18 protein-coding genes are annotated in these 13,054 nt (G+C 71.7%); 10 read left to right on the forward strand and 8 right to left on the reverse strand.

Annotated features, from left to right (window positions below; genetic code table 11):
- Positions 1 to 155 precede the first annotated feature (155 nt).
- Positions 156 to 854: a hypothetical protein gene (locus tag ACPCK6_RS18620; RefSeq protein ID WP_423481728.1), complete on the forward strand. Its 699-nt coding sequence runs from the start codon at positions 156 to 158 to the stop codon at positions 852 to 854.
- A 91-nt stretch (positions 855 to 945) separates the two neighbouring features.
- Here the strand turns inward: ACPCK6_RS18620 and ACPCK6_RS18625 are convergent, their stop codons facing one another.
- From ACPCK6_RS18625 to ACPCK6_RS18655, 7 genes are all read right to left on the reverse strand, one after another.
- Complete coding sequence (locus ACPCK6_RS18625) at positions 946 to 2,205, reverse strand: MFS transporter (protein ID WP_423481729.1); 1,260 nt, start codon at positions 2,203 to 2,205, stop codon at positions 946 to 948.
- Positions 2,205 to 3,623 carry an FAD-dependent oxidoreductase gene (locus ACPCK6_RS18630; RefSeq protein ID WP_423481730.1) on the reverse strand — a complete coding sequence of 473 codons (1,419 nt, stop codon included), beginning with the start codon at positions 3,621 to 3,623 and terminating at the stop codon, positions 2,205 to 2,207. Before ACPCK6_RS18630 ends, ACPCK6_RS18625 begins: the two co-directional genes overlap by 1 nt.
- A 75-nt stretch (positions 3,624 to 3,698) precedes the next feature.
- A complete protein-coding gene (locus tag ACPCK6_RS18635) occupies positions 3,699 to 4,193 on the reverse strand; it encodes a GNAT family N-acetyltransferase (RefSeq protein WP_423481731.1) in 495 nt (164 codons plus the stop codon).
- A complete protein-coding gene (locus tag ACPCK6_RS18640; RefSeq protein ID WP_423481732.1) occupies positions 4,193 to 4,519 on the reverse strand; it encodes an ArsR/SmtB family transcription factor in 327 nt (108 codons plus the stop codon). Before ACPCK6_RS18640 ends, ACPCK6_RS18635 begins: the two co-directional genes overlap by 1 nt.
- 11 nt (positions 4,520 to 4,530) lie before the next feature.
- Positions 4,531 to 5,775: a M28 family metallopeptidase gene (locus ACPCK6_RS18645; RefSeq protein WP_423481733.1), complete on the reverse strand. Its 1,245-nt coding sequence runs from the start codon at positions 5,773 to 5,775 to the stop codon at positions 4,531 to 4,533.
- Positions 5,772 to 6,020, reverse strand: coding sequence for a hypothetical protein (locus ACPCK6_RS18650; RefSeq protein WP_423481734.1), 249 nt, complete (start codon positions 6,018 to 6,020; stop codon positions 5,772 to 5,774). Before ACPCK6_RS18650 ends, ACPCK6_RS18645 begins: the two co-directional genes overlap by 4 nt.
- Before the next feature lie 14 nt (positions 6,021 to 6,034).
- Positions 6,035 to 6,184 (reverse strand): hypothetical protein, encoded by a 150-nt coding sequence (locus ACPCK6_RS18655; protein WP_423481735.1) that lies wholly within the window; start codon positions 6,182 to 6,184, stop codon positions 6,035 to 6,037.
- Between the two features lie 89 nt (positions 6,185 to 6,273).
- Here ACPCK6_RS18655 and ACPCK6_RS18660 point away from each other — a divergent pair, with 89 nt between their 5' ends.
- A complete protein-coding gene (locus ACPCK6_RS18660) occupies positions 6,274 to 6,657 on the forward strand; it encodes an ArsR/SmtB family transcription factor (RefSeq protein WP_423481736.1) in 384 nt (127 codons plus the stop codon).
- 46 nt (positions 6,658 to 6,703) lie between these two features.
- On the opposite strand, the gene ACPCK6_RS18665 is transcribed toward ACPCK6_RS18660, so the two are convergent.
- Positions 6,704 to 7,828, reverse strand: coding sequence for a flavin-containing monooxygenase (locus ACPCK6_RS18665; RefSeq protein WP_423481737.1), 1,125 nt, complete (start codon positions 7,826 to 7,828; stop codon positions 6,704 to 6,706).
- A 62-nt stretch (positions 7,829 to 7,890) separates the two neighbouring features.
- Here ACPCK6_RS18665 and ACPCK6_RS18670 point away from each other — a divergent pair, with 62 nt between their 5' ends.
- The 8 genes from ACPCK6_RS18670 (at position 7,891) to trxB (ending at position 12,977) form a co-directional block, all read left to right on the forward strand.
- Entirely contained in the window at positions 7,891 to 8,241 is a 351-nt protein-coding gene (locus tag ACPCK6_RS18670) for an ArsR/SmtB family transcription factor (RefSeq protein ID WP_423481738.1), read from the forward strand.
- Between the two features lie 134 nt (positions 8,242 to 8,375).
- Positions 8,376 to 9,086 (forward strand): TSUP family transporter, encoded by a 711-nt coding sequence (locus ACPCK6_RS18675; protein ID WP_423481739.1) that lies wholly within the window; start codon positions 8,376 to 8,378, stop codon positions 9,084 to 9,086.
- A gap of 155 nt (positions 9,087 to 9,241) precedes the next feature.
- Entirely contained in the window at positions 9,242 to 9,928 is a 687-nt protein-coding gene (locus tag ACPCK6_RS18680; protein ID WP_423481740.1) for an arsenate reductase/protein-tyrosine-phosphatase family protein, read from the forward strand.
- Positions 9,925 to 10,587: an arsenate reductase ArsC gene (locus ACPCK6_RS18685; protein ID WP_423481741.1), complete on the forward strand. Its 663-nt coding sequence runs from the start codon at positions 9,925 to 9,927 to the stop codon at positions 10,585 to 10,587. The genes ACPCK6_RS18680 and ACPCK6_RS18685 overlap by 4 nt, the downstream gene beginning before the upstream one ends.
- A gap of 53 nt (positions 10,588 to 10,640) precedes the next feature.
- The gene (locus ACPCK6_RS18690) at positions 10,641 to 11,387 is read left to right on the forward strand and encodes an aquaporin (protein ID WP_423481742.1); all 747 of its coding nucleotides are present in this window, start codon (positions 10,641 to 10,643) and stop codon (positions 11,385 to 11,387) included.
- The gene (locus tag ACPCK6_RS18695) at positions 11,384 to 11,575 is read left to right on the forward strand and encodes a hypothetical protein (RefSeq protein ID WP_423481743.1); all 192 of its coding nucleotides are present in this window, start codon (positions 11,384 to 11,386) and stop codon (positions 11,573 to 11,575) included. Before ACPCK6_RS18690 ends, ACPCK6_RS18695 begins: the two co-directional genes overlap by 4 nt.
- Entirely contained in the window at positions 11,572 to 11,979 is a 408-nt protein-coding gene (locus tag ACPCK6_RS18700) for an arsenate reductase ArsC (protein WP_423481769.1), read from the forward strand. Before ACPCK6_RS18695 ends, ACPCK6_RS18700 begins: the two co-directional genes overlap by 4 nt.
- Positions 11,980 to 12,044: 65 nt before the next feature.
- Complete coding sequence (gene trxB, locus ACPCK6_RS18705; RefSeq protein ID WP_423481744.1) at positions 12,045 to 12,977, forward strand: thioredoxin-disulfide reductase; 933 nt, start codon at positions 12,045 to 12,047, stop codon at positions 12,975 to 12,977.
- Positions 12,978 to 13,054: the final 77 nt, after the last annotated feature.

Consider the following 13,054-nt stretch of genomic DNA (forward strand, 5'->3'; position numbering starts at 1 on the left):
AAGAAGGGTGTGACTCCCGGGGGCGCCGACCCCCGGCGCAGACCCGCGACCTGGCTTTCGGCATCGGCATCGCGATGCGAAGCCACTCCCCCATCGCGCCGTCCGAGGCTATGCGCCCGGGCCGTCCTGCGCCGTGGGGCGGGCATACTGCTGGGATGCGTGACGGCCTGGATGGACCGAACGTCATTAGCGCTGGGGAAGCCGTGCTGCTTCTCGTGGCGGTCAGCAACGGTGAGGCGGTGCACCTCGCGCGCCGGCACGAGCCGTCGGAGCCAGGCCGTGGTGCCGTACCTGACCACTACCTCACGGGCGGAGGCCGTGAGCGTGAGGCAGTCCAGCGGCGGTATGACGTCGAGGCGCTGCAGGAGCCGATCTGGGAGCCCACGACGATGTGCGGCCGGGAGTGGGCGCTGATGGTCGGCGGTCACGGCGGGACGCTGAGCATGTACCGGGAGCCGGCGTTCGCGCCGACGTGCCGACGTTGTCTGACGCTGATGGACCGCCTGTTCCCCGCGCCAGCGGTCGACCGCAGAGCCCCGGTCGTCGCGCAGGTGGTCGCCGACGTGGTGCGTGAGCACGGCTACGCGGAGGTCCGGGAGGTGCCCGGTGACCAGCTCGCCGCCCTCCGGAAAGAGATCCGGTCGCTGATCAGGCAGCAGACGGGCCACCCCGCCCAGACACTCGTTCACGACGATCTCCTGCTGGTGGTGTGCGATCCGCTGCGCGATACGGAGGCGGAGATGCGGGCAGCAGCCGAGGCGGTAGGTGCAGTGCTGTTCGGGGATCAGCCGCTTCCGGCCACGCAACCCGAGCGGCCATGGGTCGTCACGTGGACCGCGTGGGACCTGGGATAGGTGCCAGGTCGCACTCTGCGCGCTCGCCATTTGGCGGGTGCTTGAGTTGGATCTGCTCCTGAATCGCCTGTAGCGCGGCTCCTGGACACGGTTAGGCGGGGCTGGTTGCGGCGAGCCGCTGTCTGTCCTGCCCCTCCCCCACGGCCCGCATGCCGACGGCGGCGAGAAGGCATGCGGTGGTGACGGCGGCCAGCAAGAGGTGGTAGCCGCCGTGCGGTAACAGCGTGGCGGCGAGCAGGGGCGCGGCGGCTTTGGCCGTGGTTACAGGTGCGGTGAGTCGTCCGGCAATGGTGGCGTAGGCGGTGGTGCCGTAGCGGGCGGCGAGGAGTGCTGGGGTGGCGAGGCTGGCGATGCCGAAGCCGAGTCCGAATCCGGTAACGGTGATGACTGCTCCCACCCGGCTACCCGCGGCGAGGGGCATGGCGAGGACGGCGGCGGCCTGGATGGCGAAGACCGTGGCGACGATGGTGGTGACCGGGAGCCGGCGTCGGGCGCCGGTGAGGACGAGTCGTCCGGTGACGGACAGGACGCCGAGGAGGCCGGCGGCGGTGGCGGCGAAGGTTGCCGGGTGGCCGCGGCTGATGAGGTAGCCGACCAGGTGGACGCCTATGGTGCTGGTGGCGGCGCCGTGGGCGATCAGGGCGGCGGCGAGGATCCAGAACCGAGGGTCGTGCGTCGCAGCGCGGGCCGCCGCCCGCCGCCGGGTGTGGTCCGGTCGCGCGGTGGGGGCGGGTGCCGTGGCGTGCGGGGCTTTGCGGATGGTGAGAGTGTGCAGCGGCACGGTCACTACGCCGTGGATGGCCGCCAGTGTGAGCAGCGCGCCGCGCCAGCCGAGGTGGGCGACCAGGAGGCCGGTGAGGGGCATGAAGATGGTGCTGGCGAACCCGGCGACGACGGTGACCGCGAGCAGGGCGGTGGGGCGTCGGTCGGGGGTGAACCAGGAGACGATGACGGCGAAAGCGGGTTCGTAGAGGACCATGGCGCCGGTGATGCCGATGCCGATCATGACGGCGTAGAGCTGTCCGACGGTCTGGACCTGGGACCAGGAGATCAGCAGGCAGGTGGCGGTGATCGAGCCAGCGCTCATGAGGGCTCGTCCGCCGTGCCGGTCGAGCCACCTGCCGACCGGGATGGCCATGAGAGCGCCGGCGAGGACGCTGGCGGTCAGCGCGCCGGTGACGGCGGTGGTGGAGGCGTCGAGGCTGGCGGCCATTGGGCTTAGCAGGACGGAGTAGGCGTAGTAGAGGGTGCCGTAGCCCACGGTCGAGGTGATGGCGAGGGCGGCGACGATGCGCCACCCGTGGCGCCCGCCGACCGTGGGGTCGGCGGGCGCCATCGTGGAGGTTGTCATCAGCTGCCGCAGCAGCCGCCGGTCTGGCCGCCAGCAAGAGCGGCGTCGAGGCTGATGAGGTTCAGGGGCGCGGACAGCAGGCCGCCGGAGATGCCGGTGGCCAGGCCCTTGCCGGCCATCTCCGCGGCTGGGGCCGGTCCGCAGCAACTGTCGGTGCCGGTGGAGTCGGCGGGGTTGCTGTTGCAGACGCCGGTTTCGGGCAGGTCGAGCTGGACGTCGCGGGCGGCGTCCCAGTCGCCGGCGAGGGCGGCGACGACGGAGCGGACCTGCTCGTAGCCGGTGGCCATGAGGAACGTCGGCGCGCGGCCGTAGCTCTTCATGCCGACGGCGTAGTAGCCGACTTCGGGGTGTGCGAGCTCGTCGACGCCGTGCGGCGGCACGGTGCCGCAGGAGTGCTCGTTCGGGTCGATCAGCGGGGCGAGGGCGCGGGTAGCGCCCATGACCGGGTCGAGGTCCAGGCGCAGCTCGGCAGCGATGGAGTGGTCGGGGCGGAAGCCGGTGGCGGCCACGATCCGGTCAACGGTGACGGACTCGTCGGTGCCGTCGGCGTGGCGGACGACCACGGCGACCCGGCCGTCGGCCGGGGTGAGCGCGTGCACGGAGAAGCCGGTGAGCAGCCGGATCCGGCCGGCTTCCACGTGCTCGCGCAGCCGGGAGCCGAGCGCGCCGCGGGCGGGCAGCGCGTCGGCGTCGCCACCGCCGTAGGTGCGGGCCGGGGAGGCGGAGCGGATCGCCCAGGTCACCTCCGTGCCGGGCTCGGCGGCGGCCAGCTCAGCCAGGGAGAGCAGCGTGTTCGCCGCCGAGTGGCCGGCGCCGACGACGAGGGTGTGCCGGCCGGCGAAGCGGTCCCGGTCCGCGCCGAGCACGTCCGGCAGCGCATGCTCCAGGAACGCGGCGGCGTTCTTCTCGCCCCGGGCGGGCAGGCCCGAAGCGCCGAGCACGTTGGGAGTGCCCCAGGTGCCGGAGGCGTCGACGACCGCGCGGGCCAGCAGCTCGTCCCCGTCGGCGAGGCGGATCAGGAACGGCGTCTGCTCGCGGCCGGCGGTGCGCAGCCGGTCCAGGCCGAGGCGGCTCATCGCCTCCACCCGCGCCCCGTAGCGCAGGTGCGGCTTGACCTGCGGCAGCTCCGCGAGAGGCTGCAGGTAGTCGGCGACCAGCTCCGCGCCGGTGGGCAGCGCGTCCTCGGCCGGGGCGACCCAGCCGGCGTCGTCGAGCAGCCGGCGGGCAGCCGGGTCGACGTTGTACCGCCACGGCGAGAACACCCGCACGTGCCCCCACTGCCGCACCGCCGCGCCGGCGGTGTCACCGGCCTCCAGAACAAGGAAGGGCAGGCCACGCTCCTGCAGGTGGGCGGCGGCGGCCAGACCCACCGGGCCCGCGCCGATCACCACGACGGGCAGCTCGTCAAGGACACTCATCGGAAAACTCCTCTGTGTTGAAAACTGTCGAATCAAGAAGGTGCAGTTGTGCTGGGGCGTGCGGAGCCGAAGGGTTCAGATGGCGGGGCTGCGGCGCTCGAGCAGGATCACGTCGCGCCACCGGCCGTGGTGCCGGCCGACCCGCTCGCGAGTGCCGATGACGCGGAACCCGGCGCGCTCATGCAGGGCGAGACTGGCGGTGTTCTCGGGGAAGACGCCGGACTGGATGGTCCAGATGCCGACGGCCTCGGTGGAGGCGATCAGCGCGTCCAGCAGCAGCCGGGCCACGCCCCGCCCTTGGGCGGCGGGGTCGACGTAGACGGAGTGCTCCACCACGCCGGCGTAGACCGCCCGGGTCGACGTCGGCGACACCGCCACCCATCCGACCACGGTGTCGTCCGCGTCGACGGCCACGAGACGGTGGTCAGGCAGCTTGGTCGCATCTAATGCTGCCCAGGTCGGTGCGGTGGTCTCGAAGCTGGCGTTGCCGCCGTCGAGGCCAGCCTGGTAGATGGCGAGAACACGGTCGGCGTCGTCCGAGGTCATCGGGCGGACGGTGATGTCGGCCATCAGCAGGCTCCTTTCACGGTGGGGGCGGGTCGGCCCATGACGACGTCGGCGGCGGACGGGAAGCAGCCGACGCACGCGTCGTTGATGCGGTAGTGCCGGGCGGTGCCGACCGGTTCGACGAGCACGAACCGCACCTCGGTGAGGATCTTCAGGTGTTGGGAGACGGTGGACTGGGCGAGCCCGACGGCGGCGACGATCTCGCCGACGCTCATCGGCCGGTTGTGCCGGGCCAGGTACTCGACGATCTGCACCCGGGTCGGGTCCGCCAGGGCCCGGAACCACGAGGCGTAGGTCTGCGCGGTCGCCCGGTCGAGCAGGTCGCCCACCACCACTCCCTCTATCGTTTATCGCCGATCGACGATGAAAGCCTATCAGGTGCCGCCCCGGCGAGGTGGGCGGTCGCGACAACGAGCCGGGCGATCGCGGCCAGGGTGGCCGGGTCGACCTTGTCAGGGGTGTCGGCGGGGCTGTGGTAGCCGCCCATCCCGGCACCGATACCGACCGCGGCGAAACCGGCACCGCCGTAGCGGCGGTTGTCCGACGCCACCGGACCCGCCGCGAGGGGGACGCCGGTGTGCCGGCCGGCCTGGTCGAGCAGGGCAAGGAGGCGGTGGGCGGGGCCACCGGCCTCCACCGCCGCCGCTCCGTCGAGGCGACCGGCGCCGTCGACGTTGATGACCAGCGGCGCGGCCCCTTCGGCGCGGAGTTGGGTGGCGTGGTGGGCGGAACCGAGCGCGCCCACCTCCTCCCCGTCGAGCAGGGCGACAGACAGTCCCACCCCGGCGGGCAGTGCGGCAGTGAGGATGCGGGCGGCTTCGAGGACCACGGCGACGCCGGTGCCGTTGTCCGAGGCGCCGGGCAGGCGCAGCCCCGGATGGTCGCCGACACCGTCGTAGTGCGCGGTGAGCAGCAGGTCCGTGCCGCCGGGCGCAGGTTCGCGAAGCCGGGCGTGGATGTTGGTGCCGGTGACGTCGTCGCGGCGCAGCGGCGTGGCACCGGCCAGCCAGCCGTCGCCCGCGACCGCGGCGGCGAGGACGGCGTGGTGGGTGTCGGGGTCGAGGGTCAGCACCGGCAGCGGTCCCGGATCGGGGCCGGCGAGCATCGTGAACTGCCAGCCTTCGGCGTCAACCGGACGGCGGACCAGCAGCCCTGCGGCGCCGCGGGTGTCGCGGTAGGCGTCGAACAGGCTCATCTCGGCCGGCACGACGAGCCACCGCCCCGCCGGGTCATCGCTGCCCGCGATACCGAGGGCGCCACGCCGGGTGTCGGCGGTGTCGGCGGAGGCGGGGTGGATCGCGACCTGCCGGCCGAACACCAGCGGAGCGGAGCCGTTGTGGTCGCCCCAGGTAACCGTCGGCGCCTCGTACACCTGCGGCACGGCGCGGACCGCGAAGTCCTCGGTACGAACCTCCGCGCCGAGGGCGGTGAGCTGGTCGACGAGCCAGGCCCGGGCGGCAGCGCCGCCGGCCGAGCCGACGCGCCGTCCGGCTAGAGGATCGGAGGCGAGGGTGGCGATGGTGGCCGTCATCCGGTCGGCGCTTACGTCGCCGAGCAGATCTGGGAGTTCGTTCGGGGTGGTCACGAGCAGCACCCCTGTCCGGCGGTGACGGCGTCGGCCTTGGCCTGGGTGCCGCAGCACGAGTCGGCGGCCTGGGCGGCCTGCCGGGTGCCGCAGCACGAGTCGCCGCTCGTGGCCTCGCCGGCGGGCGGGAGGATCCCGCCGACGGCCTGGGCGGGGCTGCCGCAGCAGGCGCCGGAGCCGGTGACCTGCAGTGCGGCGACGGGGTCGCCGGAGAAACCGCCGGCCGTGGGGGTGTTCTCGCTCATCTCTGATCCTCTTCTCAGCGGGGGCTGGTCAGCGTGTAGACGGTGGTGCGGGCGCGGTCGAGACGGCGCTCGGCGCGCTGGGCGGCGGTGGACACCTGGGCGCAGGAGTCGCAGAACCGGACACCAGGCAGCGGTGTGCGAGGGCGGCGGGTGAAGCCGAACATGACGGAGCCTCTTTTCCTTCGGACGCCTGTCTTGACGCCCGTCGAATCAGAGAGTTGCACGTTGATTAGAGAGATGTCAACCTAGAGGCATGTCGAAGCAACAGGCGCCGCTCCCCCTCATCGACCTCAATGCCGATGCGCCGTGCTGTCCCCCGCTGGCGCAGAGCCAGGTTCCCGCCGAGACGGCCGCGGTGCTCGCGCCCGCGTTCAAGGCCCTCGGCGACCCGGTGCGGCTGCAGCTGATGTCGATGATCGCCTCCGCTGAGGGCGGGGAGGCGTGTGTGTGCGACATGACGCCGGCGTTCAACCTGAGCGGGCCGACCATCTCCCACCACCTCAAGACGCTGCGCGAGGCAGGCCTGGTCGACGCCGAGCGGCGCGGCACCTGGGTCTACTACCGGGCCCGCCCACAGATTCTGCGGCAGCTCGCCGCGCTGCTGTCGGTCGAGCCGGCCCCCTCGTCGCAGGCGTAAGCCGCCGGGCCGCCCCGGACTTACCAGCGCCCATCGCAGATCGCGATCAGCGTTGAGCGCCGGATCCCGTGTGCGAGGCGTCGTCCGCTTTCGGCTGCCGGCCTTGGTGAGGCCGTCCGGACACGTGAGCGGCGAGGGCAGTCACGACGTGCGCGGCGTCGCGGCCGACGCCGCGCAGGGTGTTCGAGGCGAAGGATCGCTGGAACTCCAACCCGAGATAGCCCAGCCCCGGATGAGTGGTGGAGATCCCGCCCACCTGCCGGGGCGCGCCATGGTCGAGGGCGCCCAGGGGCTTGAGATAGGCAAGGTCCGGGCGGTAGCCGGTGGCGAAGATGACCGCGTCGACCGGCTCCGACGTGCCGTCGGCCCAGATGACGCCCTCAGGCGTGAAGCCGGTGAGCATCTCCCGTCGCTGAAGCAGCCCGGCGGCGAGGGCGTTGCGGTAGACGCCGGTGTCGAGCACGGTCGCGTGTCGGACAAGACGGGTGAGGACGCGGCGTGGCAGGCGGTCCGCGCCGGTGACCCGCAGCCAATGGTGCAGGTCCCGCCCGCCGAGGCGTTGAGGCAGGAAACGCACGGATTCCCGGGTGGCGAGCGTGACCCGGGCGCGAGCCGCGATCTCGTAGGCAACCTGGACAGCGGAATTGCCGGCACCCACGACAACCACCCGCTTGCCCGCGTACACCTCCGGCCGCCGGTAGTGGGCGACGTGCCGGAGATCGCCGGCGTAGTCGTCCTGGCCAGGCAGCGTCGGCAGGTACGGGTTGCCGAAGGATCCGCTGGCGGCGACAACTCCCACCGCGGCCAACTCGTCCCCCGTGTCGGTGCGGACGAGGTATCCCCCGTCTTGGCGAGGGTGCACGGCCGTGACGCGGGTGCCGGCGCGGATGTCGACGTCCACGGTCTGCGCGTAGCGGCGCAGGTACGCCGTGACCTCGTCGCGGCGGGGGTAGCGGTCCGGGTCGCCGTCGAAGGGCATGCCGGGCAGGGCGCTGTAGCGGGCGGGCGAGAAGAGGGTGAGGCTGTCGTAGTAGTCGGGCCAGGAGCCAACGGGCTCACTGCCCGCCTGCAGGACGACGGGCCGCAGGCCCGCGGTCAGGGCGGCCCTTGCGGCGGCAAGGCCTGACTGGCCGCCGCCGATGATGATCACTGGCTCGGTTGGGGTGGTCATGGGACGATCATATCGTCGTTTTGTTGAATGACAATATGATGATGGTGAGGGAAGGTAGGGCCATGAGCGACGCCACAGCCGGACAGCCCACGGGGGCACCCTCGCCCCCGCGCGCCGCCGGAGTCTCGGAGGCCCTGGCGCCGCAGACGCAGGAGTTCCTCAAGGCCCTGGGCAGCCCCACCAGGCAGCGGATCATGATGCTGTTCGCGCAGGGCGCCGAGCTGTCGGTGGGCGAGGTGGCCGAGCGGACGGGCATCAGCCAGGCCACGGCGTCGCAGCAGTTGACCCTGCTGCGACGCGGACGGGTGGTCACCTCCCGTCGCGACGGGAAGACCGTGTACTACCGGGCGGATCGCGACGGCGCGCTCGCCGCCCTCGCCGAGCTGCAGTCCTACCTGGCGACCTGCTGCTGACCAGACCCTGTCGGCAACCCAACCGCACCCAGCACCAGTCCCGCACCCCAGACCAAAGGGCGTGGGGTTCTTAGCGAACAGGGCATGTCTGCCTGCATGTCGGCCGGCCGCTGCCGGCCCGTAGGGTCCGAGCCGTGCAGACACCCCCGGCCGCACGCCGTCCTGCCGTTCGTTCCTCGCTGCTGCTGGCGTTCACGGCCGGCGCGGCGGTCGGGGTGCTCGGCGGCATGATCGGCCTCGGGGGCGCCGAGTTCCGGCTCCCGCTACTGATCATGCTGTTCGGGTTCGCCGCCCTGCAGGCCGTTATCCTCAACAAGGCGCTCAGTCTGGTCGTGGTCCTCACCGCCCTGCCCGCCCGCCTCGCCGCCGTGCCCCTCTCGGCCCTGGCGCCGCACTGGACCGTGGTGGTCAACCTGCTGCTCGGCAGCATGGCCGGCGCCTGGGTCGGGGCGTCCTGGGCCACACGGATGCGCTCGTCCACCCTCTACCGGATCCTCGCCGCGCTCCTGGTGCTCATCGCTGTGGCGCTGATCGGCAACCACGCCGGCACCCTCGGTCACCTCACCCTGGCCCCGACAGCAGTCATCGCGGCCGGCGTCATCGCCGGATTCTTCATCGGCGTCGTCTCAGCGGTCATGGGCGTCGCCGGTGGAGAGCTGCTGATCCCCACGATCGTGCTGCGCCACGCCCGCCTCGCCACCGTCCTCGCCTTCGGCTCGATCGCCGGCACCGTGCTCGGCGGACTGCTGCTCGGCGTGGTTCCGGACGCCATCCTCGTACCCGGCCTGGCTGCGCTCCTGGCGCTCTCCTCAATCAAGGTGTGGCGTCACGCCAACGCGGAGTGAGCATCCCACGGAGTGGCCCGAAATCCGCCTCGATCAGATCAAGTGAGAGATCAGATCCAGTGAGAAGCGGATCAGCTCCAGGGAGAACCAGCACGAAGGCTGAGGCAGTCGCCACCGGCTTGACTTCACGGAATTACTCAGTGATAGTTGAGTCAATGGACGTTGAGCTTGCTTCCCTGGCCGGGCGCGCACGGATCCACGCCGCACTCGGCGACCCCGCGCGCCTGGCGATCGTGGACGCGCTCACCCTGGGCGACGCCTCCCCCGGGGAGATCGCCCACACCCTCGACATGCCGACCAATCTCGTCGCCCACCACGTCAAGGTGCTCACCGAAGCCGGCCTCGTCCTGCGCGGCCGGTCTGAGGGCGACCGGCGGCGCATCTACCTGCGACTCCAGCCGGCCGCCCTGGCGGCCCTCACCCCTCCCCCGCTGGCCGAGGTGGGACGGGTGGTCTTTGTCTGCACCCACAACTCCGCCCGTTCCCAGCTGGCCGCGGCGCTGTGGAAGCGACGCACCCATGGGGAAGCCGCCTCGGCCGGCACCAAGCCTGCGGCCCGAGTGCATCCCCGCGCGCTTGCCGTGGCCCACCGCCACTCCCTCGACCTCGACGCAACCGGCACCGCACACGTCAAGGACGTCGTCCGCGACGACGACCTGGTCATCGCCGTCTGCGACAACGCCCACGAAGAGCTCACCGGACCGGTCCGCCCCCGCTTGCACTGGTCCGTGCCGGACCCGGTCCGCGTCGACACCGACGAAGCGTTCGAGGCGGCCTACGCCGACCTCGCCGACCGCGTCGACCGCCTCGCCCCCACCACCATGTTGAGAGGCACCCGATGACCGACATCAGCGCCCGCATTCAACAGGAGATCACGCTCGACCAGCAGCTGGCCCTGCACACCGCCGCGACCCGGCTGGCCGAGGAGTTCGACGGCATCTACGGCACCGAGACCATCGAGCGGTTCCTGCACAGCAGCTACGACCAGTTCGCCACCGCCGCCAGCATCCCGAACTACCTGCCCCTGCTCGCCGAGCGGTTCGCCCGCCAGCGGTTGCGGGCCCTGGCACGGGTCGAGGGACACCACCGCGACGGCCGTCCTGTCGTGCTGTTCCTGTGCACCCACAACGCCGGCCGCTCCCAGATGGCCCTCGGCTTCTTCACCCACCTGGCGGGCGAGCACGCGATCGCCTGGTCCGGCGGCAGCGAACCCGGCATCGAGATCAACCCCTACGCGATCGCGGCGATGGCGGAGCGCGGCATCGACATCTCCGAGGAATTCCCCAAGCCGTGGACCGACGAGGTGGTTCGTGCCGCCGACGTGGTCGTCACGATGGGGTGCGGCGACGCGTGCCCGGTCTTCCCCGGTACCCGTTACGAGAACTGGGACATCGACGACCCAGGGGGCCTCAGCGTCGCCGATGTGCGGCCGATCCGGGACGAGATCGAGCGCCGAATCCGCCGGCTCCTCGACGACCTCGACGTTCCCGCCACCCGATAACCCGCTGTGCCCCGATGGTCGGGGGCAGTCAGATCATGGGAGAGAAAACACTGATGACCATCGCACTCCGGCGGCGCCTGCTGGCCGAGTTCATCGGCACTGCCCTGCTCGTCACCGCCGTCGTGGGCTCCGGCATCATGGCCGCCACGCTCTCTCCCGGCGACGTCGGGCTCCAACTGCTGGAGAACTCGGTCGCCACCGCTCTCGCGCTGGGCGCACTGATCCTGGTCTTCGGCCCGGTCTCCGGCGCCCACTTCAACCCCGTCGTCTCCGCCGCCGACTGGTTCCTCGGCCGTCGCGCCGGAACCGGACTGACCCTGCGCGAACTCGGCGGGTATGTCATCGCCCAGGTCCTCGGCGCGATCGGCGGGTCGATCCTGGCGAACCTGATGTTCGACCTGTCCGCCGTGGCCTGGTCCAGCAAGGACCGGGCCGCCGGGCACCTCTGGCTCGGTGAGGTCGTCGCCACCACCGGCCTGATCCTGCTGATCTTCGCCCTCGCCCGCTCCGGCCGCGCCCCGGTCGCCCCCGCCGCGGTCGGCGCCTACATCGGGGCGGCGTACTGGTTCACCTCGTCGACCTCGTTCGCCAATCCCGCGGTGACGATCGGCCGTGCGTTCACCGACACGTTCGCCGGTATCGCCCCCGCTTCCGTTCCCGGGTTCGTCGTCGCCCAGCTGGTCGGTCTGGCGGTCGGCGTCGGTTTGCTCGCCGCGCTCTACCCCGACGCCGGGCAGGCCGCCGACCAGGTCGTCGTCCCTGCCGAGGAACGCGACCCGGCACTGGACCACCGCCGATGACCAACCACGACCCGGAGCACGGTGAGGCAGAGGTGCGTTACCGTCGCCTGCTCAACCCGCCGCGTCCCGCCGGCCGCTACCGCCTGCTCGACCGCAACAGCGCCCCAGACCGGTCCCTGCCTGAACCCCGCGCCGAGACGCCCGTGAATCGGCCCTATGACCACGTGTACTCCAAGGAAGGCATCTGATGTCCAAGCCCAGCGTCCTGTTCGTCTGCGTGCACAACGCCGGCCGTTCCCAGATGGCCGCCGGCTGGCTGCGCCACCTCGGCGGCGACGCCGTCGAGGTCCGCTCCGCCGGCTCAGAGCCCGCCGACCAGATCAACCCGGTGGCCGTCGAGGCGATGCGGGAAGTCGGCATCGACATCACCGCCAACAAGCCGAAGATCCTTGACTACGCCACCGCCGAAGCCTCCGACGTGCTCATCACGATGGGCTGCGGCGACGTCTGCCCGGTCTTCCCCGGCAAGCGGTACGAGGACTGGAAGCTCGAGGATCCGGCCGGCCAGGGCCTGGACATGGTCCGTCGCGTCCGTGACGAGATCCGCACCCGGGTGGAGGACCTCCTCGCCGACCTCACCCCCACCGCCTGACGAGCCCACCCCACCGCCCGCCGCCCCTAGACCGGGTGGCGGGCGGACCGAATGAGGAGCCCCTCGTGCCCGACCCCCACCGTCTGATCATCATCGGTTCCGGACCCGCCGGATACACCGCCGCCCTCTACGCCGCCCGCGCCAACCTCGCACCCCTCGTCATCGAGGGCGTCCAGTCCGGCGGCGCGCTGATGACCACCACCGAGGTGGAGAACTTCCCCGGCTTCCCTGGCGGCATCATGGGCCCGGAGCTGATGGACAATCTCCGCAAGCAGGCCGACCGCTTCGGCGCCCAGTTCATCACCGACGACGTCACCGGAGTCGACCTCACCGGCCCCGGCCTGAAGACCGTGTACGTGGGCGAGCAGGCCTACCAGGCCGACGCTGTCATCCTCGCCACCGGCTCGGCATGGCGCCCCCTCGGCGTCCCCGGCGAACAGGAACTCCTCGGGCACGGCGTCTCCTCCTGCGCCACCTGCGACGGGTTCTTCTTCCGCGACCAGGACATCGCGGTCATCGGCGGCGGCGACTCGGCCATGGAAGAAGCCACCTTCCTCACCCGCTTCGCCCGCAGCGTCACCATCGTGCACCGCCGCGACACCTTCCGCGCCAGCAGCATCATGGCCGACCGCGCCCTCACCAACGACAAGGTCCGAATCGTGTGGAACAGCGTCGTCGAGGAGATCATCGGCAGCGACGGCGTCGTGGTCGGGGCGCGCCTGCGCAACGTCCACACCGGCGAGATCACGGTCCTCGACGTCACCGGCGTGTTCGTGGCCATCGGCCACGACCCGCGCAGCGAACTGTTCCGCGGCCAGGTCGACCTCGACAATGAGGGATACGTCCGCGTGCAGTCCCCAAGCACCCGCACCAACATCCCCGGCGTCTTCGCCGCCGGGGACCTCGTCGACCACACCTACCGGCAAGCCATCACCGCCGCCGGCACCGGCTGCGCCGCCGCCCTCGACGCCGAGCGGTACCTCGCCGCCAAGTCCTGAATCTCGGTCAGTCCTGCCGGTCGGATGTCCGCAGGACTGACACGGCAGAGTCAAGCCCCAGCGCCCCGGGGGCAGCG

It is taken from the genome of Micromonospora sp. AB353 (assembly GCF_049538395.1).
In the GTDB taxonomy this organism is placed as follows: Bacteria; Actinomycetota; Actinomycetes; order Mycobacteriales; family Micromonosporaceae; genus Micromonospora; species Micromonospora aurantiaca.